This is a genomic window from Neorhizobium galegae (assembly GCF_021391675.1).
In the GTDB taxonomy this organism is placed as follows: domain Bacteria; phylum Pseudomonadota; class Alphaproteobacteria; order Rhizobiales; family Rhizobiaceae; genus Neorhizobium; species Neorhizobium galegae_B.
This window is the reverse complement of sequence record NZ_CP090095.1, coordinates 3,112,169-3,125,617: the sequence shown is the minus strand read 5'-3', so window position 1 is coordinate 3,125,617 and position 13,449 is coordinate 3,112,169. Positions and strand designations below refer to the sequence as shown.

General features: G+C 61.2%; 18 protein-coding genes. 6 read left to right on the top strand and 12 right to left on the bottom strand.

From position 1 onward, the window contains the following. Nucleotides 1-44: 44 nt before the first annotated feature. From LZK81_RS15570 to LZK81_RS15550, 5 genes are all read right to left on the bottom strand, one after another. The gene (locus tag LZK81_RS15570; protein WP_233953847.1) at nt 45-830 is read right to left on the bottom strand and encodes a class I SAM-dependent methyltransferase; all 786 of its coding nucleotides are present in this window, start codon (nt 828-830) and stop codon (nt 45-47) included. A 238-nt stretch (nt 831-1,068) separates the two neighbouring features. Then, nucleotides 1,069-1,377 carry a DUF1127 domain-containing protein gene (locus LZK81_RS15565; protein WP_233953846.1) on the bottom strand — a complete coding sequence of 103 codons (309 nt, stop codon included), beginning with the start codon at nt 1,375-1,377 and terminating at the stop codon, nt 1,069-1,071. 102 nt (nt 1,378-1,479) lie between these two features. Next, nucleotides 1,480-1,641: a hypothetical protein gene (locus tag LZK81_RS15560; RefSeq protein WP_167336288.1), complete on the bottom strand. Its 162-nt coding sequence runs from the start codon at nt 1,639-1,641 to the stop codon at nt 1,480-1,482. 91 nt (nt 1,642-1,732) lie between these two features. After that, nucleotides 1,733-2,566: a helix-turn-helix domain-containing protein gene (locus LZK81_RS15555; RefSeq protein WP_233953845.1), complete on the bottom strand. Its 834-nt coding sequence runs from the start codon at nt 2,564-2,566 to the stop codon at nt 1,733-1,735. 70 nt (nt 2,567-2,636) lie between these two features. Then, nucleotides 2,637-3,659 carry an RluA family pseudouridine synthase gene (locus LZK81_RS15550; protein WP_046603642.1) on the bottom strand — a complete coding sequence of 341 codons (1,023 nt, stop codon included), beginning with the start codon at nt 3,657-3,659 and terminating at the stop codon, nt 2,637-2,639. Nucleotides 3,660-3,704: 45 nt separating this feature from the next. Between LZK81_RS15550 and LZK81_RS15545 the strand changes: the two genes are divergently transcribed. Then, nucleotides 3,705-4,091: a hypothetical protein gene (locus LZK81_RS15545; RefSeq protein WP_046610048.1), complete on the top strand. Its 387-nt coding sequence runs from the start codon at nt 3,705-3,707 to the stop codon at nt 4,089-4,091. Next, a complete protein-coding gene (locus LZK81_RS15540; RefSeq protein WP_046610047.1) occupies nt 4,091-4,927 on the top strand; it encodes a TrmH family RNA methyltransferase in 837 nt (278 codons plus the stop codon). Before LZK81_RS15545 ends, LZK81_RS15540 begins: the two co-directional genes overlap by 1 nt. Nucleotides 4,928-4,932: 5 nt before the next feature. Here the strand turns inward: LZK81_RS15540 and LZK81_RS15535 are convergent, their stop codons facing one another. Both LZK81_RS15535 and LZK81_RS15530 read right to left on the bottom strand, forming a co-directional pair. Next, nucleotides 4,933-6,138, bottom strand: a complete 1,206-nt coding sequence (locus LZK81_RS15535; RefSeq protein ID WP_046610046.1) for a hypothetical protein — start codon at nt 6,136-6,138, stop codon at nt 4,933-4,935. A 159-nt stretch (nt 6,139-6,297) separates the two neighbouring features. Further along, the gene (locus LZK81_RS15530) at nt 6,298-6,900 is read right to left on the bottom strand and encodes a DUF1134 domain-containing protein (protein ID WP_370649327.1); all 603 of its coding nucleotides are present in this window, start codon (nt 6,898-6,900) and stop codon (nt 6,298-6,300) included. Nucleotides 6,901-7,084: 184 nt separating this feature from the next. Between LZK81_RS15530 and chpT the strand changes: the two genes are divergently transcribed. Continuing rightward, entirely contained in the window at nt 7,085-7,732 is a 648-nt protein-coding gene (chpT, locus tag LZK81_RS15525; protein WP_046603646.1) for a histidine phosphotransferase ChpT, read from the top strand. 104 nt (nt 7,733-7,836) lie between these two features. Beyond that, on the top strand, nt 7,837-8,199 hold the full coding sequence (locus LZK81_RS15520; protein ID WP_046610045.1) for a response regulator: 363 nt from the start codon (nt 7,837-7,839) through the stop codon (nt 8,197-8,199). A gap of 155 nt (nt 8,200-8,354) precedes the next feature. On the opposite strand, the gene ctrA is transcribed toward LZK81_RS15520, so the two are convergent. After that, nucleotides 8,355-9,053 carry a response regulator transcription factor CtrA gene (gene ctrA / locus LZK81_RS15515; protein WP_007769464.1) on the bottom strand — a complete coding sequence of 233 codons (699 nt, stop codon included), beginning with the start codon at nt 9,051-9,053 and terminating at the stop codon, nt 8,355-8,357. A gap of 423 nt (nt 9,054-9,476) precedes the next feature. Here ctrA and LZK81_RS15510 point away from each other — a divergent pair, with 423 nt between their 5' ends. Further along, entirely contained in the window at nt 9,477-9,827 is a 351-nt protein-coding gene (locus LZK81_RS15510) for a hypothetical protein (RefSeq protein ID WP_046603647.1), read from the top strand. 120 nt (nt 9,828-9,947) lie between these two features. Here LZK81_RS15510 and LZK81_RS15505 read toward each other — a convergent pair whose 3' ends face one another. Further along, the gene (locus tag LZK81_RS15505; RefSeq protein ID WP_046625200.1) at nt 9,948-10,226 is read right to left on the bottom strand and encodes a GNAT family N-acetyltransferase; all 279 of its coding nucleotides are present in this window, start codon (nt 10,224-10,226) and stop codon (nt 9,948-9,950) included. Nucleotides 10,227-10,333: 107 nt separating this feature from the next. Between LZK81_RS15505 and LZK81_RS15500 the strand changes: the two genes are divergently transcribed. After that, entirely contained in the window at nt 10,334-10,786 is a 453-nt protein-coding gene (locus LZK81_RS15500; protein ID WP_046603649.1) for a paraquat-inducible protein A, read from the top strand. A 91-nt stretch (nt 10,787-10,877) separates the two neighbouring features. On the opposite strand, the gene LZK81_RS15495 is transcribed toward LZK81_RS15500, so the two are convergent. From LZK81_RS15495 to LZK81_RS15485, 3 genes are all read right to left on the bottom strand, one after another. Then, nucleotides 10,878-11,153 carry a DUF1153 domain-containing protein gene (locus LZK81_RS15495; RefSeq protein WP_018327815.1) on the bottom strand — a complete coding sequence of 92 codons (276 nt, stop codon included), beginning with the start codon at nt 11,151-11,153 and terminating at the stop codon, nt 10,878-10,880. Nucleotides 11,154-11,348: 195 nt separating this feature from the next. Further along, nucleotides 11,349-12,002, bottom strand: a complete 654-nt coding sequence (locus LZK81_RS15490) for a sugar transferase (RefSeq protein WP_418936504.1) — start codon at nt 12,000-12,002, stop codon at nt 11,349-11,351. 194 nt (nt 12,003-12,196) lie between these two features. Beyond that, nucleotides 12,197-13,228: a DUF2793 domain-containing protein gene (locus LZK81_RS15485; protein ID WP_233953844.1), complete on the bottom strand. Its 1,032-nt coding sequence runs from the start codon at nt 13,226-13,228 to the stop codon at nt 12,197-12,199. Nucleotides 13,229-13,449: the final 221 nt, after the last annotated feature.

Genomic DNA, 13,449 nt, shown 5'->3' with positions numbered 1-13,449 from the left:
AGGGCGAACCGCAAGCTTTTCAGCGAACCCGTAGAGGACGGTGCCTACCGGTATACGCGCTCCGAAAAGGCCCGCATGCCCGACCGTACCATCAATTCATAGACCATGCGACGGCTCATCGGATTGTGCAGCCGTGCCACTTTCGAGCCGAGGAATTCCGTTTCCACATGGTCGAAGGCAAGGAGGTCCGAGGCCTCGGTGATCGCCTTCAAATAGAATTCATGGAATTCTTTGCGGCAGACATAGGTCTTGTACTTGGTCATGCAGAAGGTCGAGAACGTGTCCTTGCGCTCCCGCAGGAAGTCCGCGACACCGACGGTCACCTCCGGCCAGGCGGGATTGAACGTATCGTCGAAGGCGATGATGCCGTGGTCGGCGAGCGTGTCCGTCGCAAGCCGGCTGTCGGCCGCGATATGTTGCAGCGTATGGCCGCCGTCGATGCTGAAGAAGCGGGTGCGGCCGACCTTGCTGGTAATCTCGTCGGCCTGCATCAGGGTGCTGTCGCCCTTGATGATCAGCTCCTCGTCCACGTCCAAACCCAGCCGCCGGCCATTGGCGAGGAACTGGCCGTATTGCGTCGGCGCCCCGTCCGACGCCCGGCCGATATCGAAGAGATCGATCGCCAGGATCTTGTCCTCGCCGTTATTGACCTTCTTCAGAAGGAAATAGGAGCGTCCGTAGAAGACGCCGATCTCGGCAACGCCCCCGTCCAACCCATTGTTCTTTTGTGCCTGCAGAAGAGACAGGAAAACCAGCGCGTCGGGGGGGTCAATATAGCCCTCGATCGTCTGCAGGTCATGAAAGATGAACTTCCGGAGGCTTGAATTCATATCTTGAGCGTCCCTAAGTTTTCTATTTTCTGTGGAACCGGCAAATACATCTCGCTCGATGCACGGCTTGATCCAGAGTTTTATTTTTATGGTGCGGATATTTGTTTTGCACCGCAGCAATAGGGACAAATAAAGCGAAACTTTGACGATGATTTGACTTGTGGGATAGTCGCTACGATTCCGACCATGACTCAGATTTATTTCGGAATGTCTTTGCCTCGCCTATTTCTACAGGATTTCAAAGGCATTTTCGTTCCAGCCCGTGCGCGTCGCTGCGGCGGCAGCGGCTGAAATCGCCATAGGCCTGACTGCGCGAAACGCCAATATCCTTCAACTGATCATCGGTCAGCTCGAGCAGCGCCAGCCGGTTACTGTGCTGGCGAAGCTTCAGCGCGATGACGGCGATCAGGCGGCGCAGAGATGATGTTTCGACGTCTGCCGCATCCTCCGTTTCTACTGGCTTGGGCTTCGTCGCTGGCAACAGCTCCAAGGCAAGGTGATAGCGTTCCGATGCGCGGTCAAAGACCGCCCGGTTCTCGTTCTTCATGATCTTTCTCCTGAAGGGATGCCGGCCGATCCGCGGCCGGCGTTCAGGAGGCGGGCGGCTGTCGCCCGCCTCGATGTCGGTTGTTTGGGTGTTGGCGACCGTTTATTTGCTGGCTGCCTGGGCTGAGCGGGTCGCGACTTCCGCTTCCCGCAGTGCTTCGGCGCATTCCTCGCAGCAGACTTCGACCGTCTTGCCGCCGATCTTCACCGCGATCCGGGTCGAATCGAGTTCGCAGTCGCAGGCGGCGCAGGTGTTCTCTTTCATGGTGGCATCTCCCGATGTGGACGTTACGGGAGAAGAAAAGCATTTTGCCGGGGTCTTCCGCTGTCAGAATCTTTAGCGACTTTGCGCCCTGCTATCTCAGCCCCGCAAATCGCTGGAATTCCGCCGGCGTGCGGCCATAGGCCTGCCGGAAGGCCGAGGAAAAATGGCTGTGGCTCGAAAAGCCGAGCTCGAGGCCAAGGTCGGTCAGGTCGTCATAGGTGCCGAGCAGGTCGAGCGCCCGGGCCAGCCTGAGGCGAAGCTGGTAGCGATAGAGCGGCGTGCCCTCCACCTGCTGGAAGACCTGGGTCAGATAGACCGGTGAGACGCCGGTTTCACCGGCGATCTCGGCGAGCGTCCAGCGGCGCGCGAGATCGGAGGAGAGGGCAAGCTTGGCGCGGTCCACCAGCTTCTGCCGTCCGGCGCTGGCGGTCGCCGCGCGGGCGGTCCGCACGCCGACGGAGCGGCGCACCAGCGTCATGGCGAGCGTCTCGGCTTCCAGCGTCTCGGCGGCGCCGCGCATCAGGCTGTGGCGCAGCAGCGCCACCAGCGCCTGGGCGCGCTCGTCGATCCTCAGCCGCTGCTTGTTGAAGACGAAGCGCGATCCCTTGGGATTGCGGTGCTCGGCCGGGACCAGTTCCTCCAGCATTGCTTGGGGCACGTCCATGCTGAGGCAGGAATCGCCGCCTTCGACCGGGTGGCTGATCTGGTAGGCCTCGTCGCAGTTGAAGAACAGGACCTGGTTGGCCTCCGCCACCGTGTCGTCGCTGCCGACATGGCGCATGAAGACGCCGCGATAGGGGAAGACGAGGCTCGTCGCATGCGAGCATTCCTCGCCGCTCCGGTGCCGACACTCGCCGTTGCACACGACGTCGCGGACCTTGATGAGGTCGGTGTCGAGGAGCTTTCTGACGGCGAGCTGGCTCATGGAGGGCCTTGGGATGCCTCGTGAATGTCGGGAGTTATATACTCTTCGACGGTGCCTCAGGCCACCCGTTTCATGCCTTCAGCGCTTCGATCAGCTCTGCCATGTCCTCAGGCATAGGTGCTTCGAATTCCATCACTTCGCCGGTGCGGGGATGCTCGAAGGCGAGCAGGAAGGCGTGCAGCGCCTGGCGTGGGAAGCGGTTGACGACGCCTTTGGCGAAATCCGGCAGCAGGTTGGCCTTGGTCTTGAAGCCGGCCGAATAATCCTGGTCGCCGATCAGTGGATGGCCGATATGGGCCATGTGCACGCGGATCTGGTGGGTGCGGCCCGTCTCCAGCCGGCACTCGATCAGCGCGGCGAGCGCCGTTGCGTCCGGCTTTTCGTGGAATCGTTCCATCACCTGGTAATGGGTGATGGCCTCGCGGGCGTCGCTGCTGTCTTCCTTCTGCACGGCGCGCTTGGTGCGGTCGCCGGCGCGGCCGAGCGGCGCGTCGATCGTGCCCTTGAGCCCACGCGGACGGCCCCAGACGACCGCCTGATAGGCGCGCTCCAGCGGGCCCGAGCGGCCGTGGTCGGCGAACTGGTCGGCGAGGTGGCGGTGGGCGATATCGTTCTTGGCGGCGACCATGACGCCGCTCGTATCCTTGTCGAGCCGGTGGACGATACCGGGGCGCTTGACGCCGCCGATGCCCGAGAGGCTCGCGCCGCAATGGTGGATCAGCGCGTTGACCAGCGTGCCGGTCCAGTTGCCGGCGCCCGGATGGACAACGAGGCCGGCGGGCTTGGCGATGACGATCAGGTCGTTATCCTCGTAGAGAACCTCGAGCGGAATATCCTCGCCCTTCGGCTCGGGATCCTCGGGCTCAGGGAGGTCGATCTCGACGATGTCGCCGGCAGTGATCTTCTTCTTCGGCTCGGTGATGACCTTGCCGTTCAGGCTGACGGCACCCTGTTCGATCAGCGCCTTGATGCGGTTTCGCGAAAACTCGCCGTCGAGAACGGATGTCAGCCAGGCATCCAGCCGTCCTTCGGCCTCTTCGGAGGCGGTGAGGACTTTCCTTGGGCGCTCGGCTTCTTTAAAGGGATCGTTCATTCAATCATTCCGATAGCATTCGACAAGAACAAGGACGTCGCCCTCATGCCCCAACCCGAAATCGAGGAAAAGGAAGAGCCGCTTGATCCGGCAATGGAGAGAATCCGCCGGAAAATGGTGCTTCTGATACTTGTTTCGGGCGGGATCCTGTTCGTCTGCTTTATGGCGGTCCTTGGCGCCATTGTCTACAAGGTCGCGCAGCGGCCTGCCACGCCCGGGACGATCACCTCGACGGGCGGCTTCTCGGTACCGGCCGGCCAGCCGCTTGCGGCAACCGCGGAACTGCCGGCCGGCTTCGTCGTGCAGGGAATATCGCTCTCCGGCAGCCAGATCCTGTTCTATGGACTGCTCACCGGCGACCAGAAGGTCTTCATCTACGATCTTGCTGCCGGCCGCATCGTCGCCGATGTGACGGTGGCCATTCCGCAATAATGGCGCCGCTCCGCATCGATGACGCGGACGACCCGCGGATCGCCGAATTCCGGTCGATCCGCGAGCGGGACCTGACCGGGCGCGAAGGGCGGTTCATCGCCGAGGGCACGGTCGTGCTCAGGATGCTCGCCGCCGCGCATGGTTCGGGCGGTGACTTTCTGACTGAAAAGATCCTGCTGCTCGAAAACCGGGTTGCCGGGCTTTCGGATATCCTCGCCAGCTTTCCGTCGGATATTCCGGTTTATGTGGCCTCGGCGGGGGTGCTCGATCAGATCGCCGGTTTCCACCTGCATCGCGGCGTGCTGGCGCTTGGGCGCCGCCGGCAGGAGAGGACGGCTTCCGACCTGGTCGCCGCGCTGCCGGAAAAGGCGCTGGTGGTCGCGGCCTTCGGCATTTCCAATCACGACAATATCGGCTCGATCTTCCGCAACGCTGCCGCCTTCGGCGCCGATGCGGTGCTGCTCGATCAGGGCTGCTGCGACCCGCTCTACCGCAAGTCCCTGCGCGTCTCGGTTGGAGCGGTTTTGTCCGTGCCCTATGCGCGGCACGGCACGATGACGGATATCCTCGCCGTGCTGATGGAGAAGGGTTTTGCCGTCTGGGGGCTTTCGCCCACGGGGTCGGTGGAAATCCGGGATGTACCGCCTTCCGAGCGTATGGTGCTGATCACCGGCACGGAAGGCGAGGGATTGCCCGCACACGTCCTCAGCCGCATCCGATCCGCTAGGATCGCCCAGGCGCCGGGTCTCGACAGCCTCAATGCGGCGACGGCGACCGGCATCGCGCTCTACGAGATCGCCATGGTCCAAGGTCGCCTATCTCAGGGCAGGTTATAGAAGTCTCAGGTGTTCGCGTCCTGGCTGGTTGCGAGCGTCTTCTTCGACCTCGCGGCAAGGCTTTCCCGGTTGCTGTTTCCGGATTTGCCGGACAGGATCTTGTGGATCGGCGAGGCTGAACCTTCGGACTCTGCCGTCATGGCCACCATGCTGGCGGCTATGGAGGCCAACTCCTGGCGAATGGCGTCGTCGCTGCCGCTGCCCTTCTGCAGGCGTTCGGAGAGCGCCGCTGCCCGGTTGCGGGCGTCCTCAGCCATTCTGGCCACGACGGGATCGATGTCCGGCTGCCCGGAAACCCGGGCCTGTCTGGGAGGCGGAGCATGCGGAATTTCGCGCAGGTTGATGTCCTCCGGAGTGATCTTCTTTCTCGGCGTCGCTTTTATAACAGGTCGCACAGCCGTCGAATCGCGAAGGGCGCGACTGGAATCCCGCGCTTCGGCGCTGGCGCCTTTCAGCTTGTCCCGCAGTCGGCCGATCTCGGCAAGCCGGCGTTCCAGCGCCGTCTCCCTGTCGGCCCGGTCGGCGATTTCCTTGGCAAGCTTGTCCTCGAGCCGCTGGACGCGATGCTCTTCCTGGGCGAGCCGTGCCTCGGCGTCCTTGGCGCGGGCAGTCTGCTGCCGGACGTCGTTGCGCAGCGTATCCCGTTCGTCGCGCAAGGCGGTGACGCGGAATTTGAGGTTCTCGACCTCCGTGTCGCGGGTGGAAAGGTCGATCCGGAAATTGTCGGCGTCGGCGATCATCAGAAGCTGGCGCTGCTGCAGCTTCTCGATCTCCAGATCCTTGGCGGCGACGGTTTCCTCGGCGGTTTCGAGCGCCGCCTTCAACTGCTGGATATAGCTGTCTTCCTGACGCAGGCGCGAACGGGCGTCTGCAGCCTCGACATCCATGGTGTCGATCTGGGCGCGCAGGTCGGTAATCTCGGACAGCAACTGCGTGGCTTCCTCGGCCAGCCTGTCGCTCTTGATCTGCAGCGCGACCGCCTTGTCCCTTTCCTGCACGAGTTCCTGCTTGGTGCGGGCATTCTCGGCCGCATAGACGGCGCGGGCCATGTCCCGCTGGGCGCGGACTTCCTGCGGGCTGATCGGCAGCGTCGCCTTGATGCGGTTTTCGGTGTAGCGCACGATGCGATTGTGGACTGCCGGAGCAACCAGCATCACCGCAAGCGCGGCGCTCAGGAAACCCAAGCCGAACAGAAGAGCAAACTGGATCACGATGAGGCCGTTTCGCGGTCTGGATGGGAATGCGCTGGCTGTTTAAGCATGGTCACATTCAACCGGCAAGCGCCCTTCAGGCAGAAGGCCGGATTACCGGCCGCTGTGGCGCAAAACATGAAATTCCCCTCCGTTGTCCGGAGAGGACAATGGCGAATTTCAGAAAGGATTCCAGGTCGGCGACTGGGTGAGCTTCAGATAACCGACGTTGATGCCGAGGCGAGCACCGAGGCCGGTGCGAATCGGCACGAGAATCATGTTGTTGTTGCGCAGCACCGTCATGCCGACGCCGGCGACCACGAAGGCGGAGCCCGACACGCCGCCGAAGCGGGCATAGAGGCTGTTCACCGAGGGAAGGTCGTAGACCAGCATCATCGCGCGGGTGCCTTGGCCGCCGTAGTCGATACCGAGCGAAGGACCCTGCCAGAAGACCGGGTGTTGTCCGGCGTTCTTCGTATAGAGCTCGCCCTCGCCATAGGTCAGGCCTGCGATGAACGCGCCCGAGCCTTCCTGGCCAAGGATATAGCCGTTCGGCAGGCCGTATTGCGAAAAGGCGTTCTCCACAACCTTGGCAAGGCCGCCGCTGGTGGAGCCGAAGAAGCCGTGGCCGGCATCGACGATTTCCTGGGCGGAATATTGGTTGGAGCCCTGCTGGGCGGATGCCGGGCCTGCGAAGACCGCCACGGCTGCGATCACGGCAAACACCGTCGCTGCGAAACGGGCGAGGGCGGAAGGGGTGTGGATGCGCATTGTCAGATCCATGATTGTATCATCCAGGGGCACGCCTTTTGCATCATGCTTAAGGCCCGGCCATTTTGAAGCCATGATCTTAATAATCGGTTTACCAAATATGGTGTCATTATGGCCAGGAACATTGCTACATCCTCGCGCAACCTTCAGATGGCAAGGCGAATACGGGGGGTGCATTCCCAAACAGGAGACCTACATGCCGAAGAATCCGAATCTTACCCTTGCCGGGCCAGATCTCGCGGCACTTCTGTGCAGCCGTGTCTGCCATGACGTGATCTCCCCGGTCGGCGCGATCAACAACGGCCTCGAGCTTCTCGACGAAGGTGCGGCCGACGGCGACGCGCTCGATCTCATCCGCACCTCGGCCCTGAACGCCTCGGTACGCCTCAAGTTCGCGCGGCTCGCCTTCGGTGCTTCCGGCTCGGTCGGCGCCTCGATCGATACGGGCGAGGCCGAGAAGGCCGCCAAGGATTTCGCCATCGCCGAAAAGAAGACCGAGGTCACCTGGAACGGCCCGCGGGCGATCATCGCCAAGAATCGCGTCAAGCTGCTCCTCAACCTCTTCCTGGTCGCCTATGCCGGCATTCCCCGCGGCGGCTCTATGGACGTGACGCTGGAAAATCCGGAATACGACGCGAAATTCATCCTCACCATCAAGGGACGGATGATGCGCGTGCCGGCCAAGTTCGTCGAGATCGCCAGCGGTACTCTCGAAGAGCCGATCGATGCTCATTCGATCCAGCCCTATTACACGGTGCTGCTCGCGGAAGAGTCCGGTATGGAACTCAGCCACGTGGTTTCTGAAGACAAGATCGTTTTCATTGCCGAGACCGTGGCCGCTTGAGACGATCTGCGGTTGTTTGGCACCCAAGGGTAACCATTCATTAGTGCCATCCCCTTATTGATAGATGCTCGGGACCAGAGCGGGTTCAGCGTCAGGGGGATACGATGCAGCGTTTAATGATTGCCGACGGATCGGACATCGTACGCACGGTCGGAAAGCGAATCCTGTCGGAATTGGGCTTCCTCGTGGTCGAGGCCGGCACCGCGCGCGAGGCGGCGACGCGCTGCAGTGCCGAGCTTCCCAATTTCCTGATCGTCGATGCAGCGCTGGAAGGCGCGCTTGAACTCATCGGCACCATCCGGGCGATGCCGAACGGCAAGAGCATCCGCATCTTCTATTGCGTCATCGAAGCGGACCTAAAGAAGATGATGGCCGGCAAGCGCGCCGGTGCGGACGATTTCCTGCTGAAGCCGTTCGATCGCAAGATCCTGACGTCGGTCTTCTCGGCCCTGGCGCAGGCCGCCTGATTTTCAAAGACCTTACATCCGCTCGACCACCGGTGGCCCGCACGGTCCCCGATTCTCGTTGTGCCCACATTTCGTTTCAGGTCGGCACGCGGCTCAAAACAAAACGTCCGCCGGGCAGACCAGGCGGACGTTTTGAAAGGGGATTGTCAGGCGGCTCAGGCGGTTTCGGCGTATTCCGCCTCCGGTTCGCGCAGCACGTAGCCGCGGCCCCAGACAGTTTCGATATAGTTTGCGCCGCCGGCAGCATTGGCAAGCTTCTTGCGCAGCTTGCAGATGAAGACGTCGATGATCTTCAGTTCCGGCTCGTCCATGCCACCGTAAAGGTGGTTCAGGAACATTTCCTTGGTGAGCGTGGTACCCTTGCGGAGCGAGAGGAGCTCCAGCATCTGGTATTCCTTGCCCGTCAGGTGAACGCGCTGGCCGCCGACTTCGACAGTCTTGGCGTCGAGGTTGACGATCAGTTCGCCGGTGACGATGATCGACTGTGCGTGACCCTTGGAACGGCGGACGATCGCATGGATGCGAGCGACCAGTTCATCCTTGTGGAAGGGCTTGGTCATGTAGTCGTCGGCGCCGAAACCGAGGCCACGGACCTTGTCCTCGATGCCGGCCATGCCGGACAGGATAAGGATCGGTGTTTTGACCTTCGAAAGCCTCAGAGTGCGAAGCACTTCATAGCCCGACATGTCGGGCAGGTTAAGGTCGAGGAGAATGATATCATAGTCGTAGAGCTTGCCAAGGTCGACGCCTTCCTCACCGAGGTCGGTCGTATAGACGTTGAAGCTCTCCGATTTCAGCATTAGCTCGATGCTCTGGGCAGTCGCGCTGTCATCTTCGATGAGTAGAACCCGCATATTTTTCCCCTTTACCGCCGCGTAAGGTCTCGTTGCCCCCTTACTCGATACGGATCCAGACTGAGCCTGATTTGGAAGCTGCCACTAAATGGTTAACAAATTATGATTCAACCTGGCAAGGTTCATGATTTCGTTAAGCAAGATTAGTAGCAACCTGTTTTCCCTTCAAGTTTGGCCATCACCAGGATTGAATCCGCGGATGAGGAAATTCCGCTAAGTGATTCATTCGACTCATACATTGTCGCGGCCAATTTAGGCCCTGGCATTTACCGACCCTTAAACGATCCGGTTTATCATTAATGATGCCCGTAAACGAAAGGTTAACGCGAGCCTTAATTTATTAACGCCGCGAGAATTTTTTGATCCTGAGTGTACCAATCCGGATACACGGGCCTGGGTCTCGCTATCCACGGAGTATTGCGTATGAAGTCGCGTGACAGCATGGTTCGCCTGAAAAGCTTTCAGGTCACCGAAAAGCGCCGTCAACTGCAACAATTGCAGATGATGATGGCCGAATTCGAGAGAATGTCTAAAGAACTCGAGCATCAGATCACTCTGGAAGAGAAGAAATCCGGGATTACCGACCGGAATCACTTCGCTTATCCGACATTCGCAAAGGCAGCCCGCCAGCGCGCGGATAATCTTCAGGTCTCGATTCGCGAGCTGAAGGTCCAGGAGGAAAGCGCCGAACTGGCGCTTGAGGAAGCGGAAGCAGAATTCGCCAAGGCTTCGGCGCTCGAAGAGCGCGATGGCGGAATGCGCGCCCGGGCTTAACAAAGTCGGGCGGCATCATCGACGGAAATGTCATAATCTGGGGCGGTGCCGCGGTGCCGGGCCCCATTTCCGTATTTTTAGTGGTCGTTAACGTTTGTGATTCGGGCTCGGCATCCCGTGTTAACGAAGAATATCCTGCCACTCGGGGTGGCGTTCCACCTGGGCCTTGAAGAACGGGCAGAGCGGGATGATCTTCCAGCCGCCCTTGCGGGCTTCTTCGACCGCATGCAGCGCGAGCGCCTGACCGACGCCCTTGCCGCGAAGTGCATCCGGAACCCCGGTGTGATCGATGATGACAAGTTCCGGAGATGCGCGCGAATAGGTCATTTCGGCATAATGACCTTCGACCTCGGCCACATAACGACCGCCCGACCGTGTCTCTTCCAAAGTAATATTCATGATTGTCCCGCTTTTGTCCGTTCGCCGATGGTGTATTACGGGGAGGGCCGAAGGGAAATAGCCTGGGCCGCCTCATCAGGGGTGACACATCGTCAACGGAGAAAGCGATGAACTGGCTGCGGCCGCTTCTTCTCGCGCTGGCCGCGATCTTTCTGGCGCTCGGGCTCTTTTTGCCGATCATCCGTTTCGAGCGGCTCTATTTCTTCAGCGAAACGCCGTCTCTGCTGGAGCTTGTCGCGGTGCTTTTCCGGGAGGGAGACCTGGCGCTATCGCTGGTGGTCGGGTTGTTTTCGATCGTTTTTCCGATCGTCAAGCTGGCTGGGCTGGCGGTGCAGCTTTCCGGACGGGCGGTGGGAGCGGGATTTTTCCGCCGCGCGATGCCGCATCTTTCGAAATGGTCGATGATGGACGTGATGCTGGTGGCGATCGTCGTCTTTGCGGCAAAGAGCAGCGGCCTGGCTGTTGCGGTCTCGCAGCCGGGCCTCTGGTTCTACGCCGCTTCAGCCGTCATCGCCGGGCTTCTGCCGTCGCTGTCCCGGATCGGATCCGGGCAGAATTGAGCCGTCTTTCAGAAACCGAAAGGTGCCGTTGCGTTCGTTGCAGCGGCACCTTTTGGTTTCCGGTGCGGGCTTGACGCCCGCGAATTCGGCGTCAGTGGCGATATTGCTGGATGCGTGTGGTGCGCAGGCCGGCCAGGCCGTGATCGTTGATGGAGGACTGCCAGGACAGGAATTCCTCGACGGTAAGCGTGTAACGCTCGCAGGCTTCTTCCAAGCTCAACAGGCCGCCGCGAACCGCGGCTACCACCTCTGCCTTGCGCCGGATGACCCAGCGGCGCGTATTGGCCGGCGGCAGATCGGCGATCGTCAGGGGGCTGCCATCGGGGCCGATGACATATTTTACTCGGGGACGTATCATTTCGGTCATTGGACTCTCTACACAACGCAAGACCACGTCGATGAGCCTAGCTGCCCAGTTTTAATATTTGACTAAACAGGCAGCAGCATTTGTTCCCACTGTGGCAACAATCGCGTTGCGTGTCCAAAGGCAGGACGAAAAGCGGTCACTTGTCCAGGAAAAGACGGTGTTTCGGGGATCGGGCGGTCGCTTGAAAGCGGCCGGTCAGAAGCCTTTGCCGCCCCGAAGTTCGGCGAGCAGCGTGCCGAGCATGATGCGCAGATCGAGGAAAATGGAGAAATTGTCGATGTAATAGAGGTCGCATGCGATACGGGCGCGCGCCTTGCCGGGACGATCCGTCGGGCCGCGCAGGCCGCGCATCTGGGCCAGACCGGTCATGCCCGGCCGCATCGAATGGCGGCGATGATAATCCGCAACCAGGCTCTCGTAAGGGATGCCGGCCGCCAGCATGCCGATCGCGTGACAGCGCGGGCCGACCAGCGACATGTCGCCTTTCAGGACATTCAGGAGTTGCGGCAGTTCGTCGATATTGGCCTTGCGGATGAGGGCGCCGACGCGGGTGACGCGCGGATCGTCCTTGACCGTCTGGGCTATCCCCCGCGCATCGCCGAGATTGCTGCGCATCGAGCGGAACTTGTAGATCCGGAACCTGCGACCGCCCTTGCCCCAGCGCATCTGGGTGAAGAGCGCAGGCCCGTTGCTGTCTATGGGGATCGCCACCGCCACGAGCAGCATCAGAGGCAGGAGCAGGATCATTGCCGAAAGCGAGACGCCGATGTCGATCGCCCGCTTTGCCGCGAGCTGCGTTCGAAGGCTGCCGCTGGATTTACGGGGTAAACCCGAATGGCGGATGAGGATTGGCGGCGGCTCGATGTGGCGCCAGCCGCTCGACCGGTCGGTGGTGTCGTCATGCAGACCAGGAACACTCAAAACCAGCCACCCCACCCGACGCCCTGATGGGCGGCGGTAACTCTCAATAGAATACCTTCAGTCCGGAGTCATCAGCCAAGTTAACCGTCCGTTAAGGATGAATAGAATTTTAGAGATTGCTGTTATTGCAGCATCGCCAAAGACAACTCTGTTTTTCCGGGACCCAGTTCCAGTTGTGCCGTTCCCGCATGCCCGAGCGTCAGGTAATCCCCGGCGGAAAAGGAAAAAATTCCCGTTGCGGACTGCATTTGTGCTCCACCGGCTGCGCCGTTCATCAGAATAAGTGTCTGCGTTGCATTGAGCATGAGGCTGGTCGCATGGCCGGACGACGAGAGCACCGCGAGATTGAGGGCGACGAGGTACAGGCCGTCGGCCGGCACCACGAGCCGGTTGCCGCCGCCGCCGACCGCAGGGCCCAGCGAAAGGCCGCCGCGATCGAGGGCAAGCGTGGTGAAACCGCTCTGCTGGCCGGCGGTCGGGGTGAAACTCGTGCCGGTGCGGTAAGCGCGGGCGGCCGGCTGGTTGGGTTGCGAGACACGGCCGCTGGGCGAGATCGACAGACCCGTTTTCCAGGTCGTCCCGTCGCTGACCTTGACGGAGAACTCGGTGTCGCCGGCCAGGCCCATTTCCGCATAACCCGTCCAGTTCGACTGGAAGAGCAGCGAGGCCGTGTCGGTCGATGCTGCCTTGTTGACCTTGATCTGGTGGCCGTTGCCGGCGTGGTTGAACAGGCTTGCCGGGGAGGCGAGCGTGAGCCGGTTTGTGCTGTCGGGCGTCGCATTGATGCCGAGTTCGTCGACGTGGCCGATGGCGGGCAGGGGGATGTCCTGCCAGAGCGCGCCGGAGAACACTTTGAGCTTTTCGGAAGCGGCGAACCAGGCGCGCCAGCCGACGCGTGGGATCAAGAATGCCCAGTAGCCGTCCTGCCAGGAAGCGACACGTCCCGTCTTGCCGGCCCAGGCGCCGGTCGCTCCGGTCGCCACCAGGTAACAGGCGCCTTCCTCGGATGTGCCGGGCGGGTTCGCGAGTTCCGCGGCGATCGTCAGATGCACCAGGGTGTCGAGCCGCAGCAGCGCCTCGTTGTGGGTCACGTGTTTCTGCGCCTGCGAAGGCAGGATGAAGGGCATGTTCAGATTTGCGGTCGTATCGGCCATGGCTGTCTCCGTTCGGTCGCCCGGAGTCTAAGGCCGATGGCGGAGACGGGGAGGCGGAAGCGGTCAAGCCTTTGAAAAGCCTGAAGCGGCCCTTGAGAAATATGCCCGCTTCGACGCGCCGTGCCTTTGGCGCAACGCCTGCGCGTTTCGTCGCATGCGGGCGTTTCGATGTCCTGATTGCGCTTGTCCTTTGTCTCGCATATGCGAATGTGAGCGCGGCG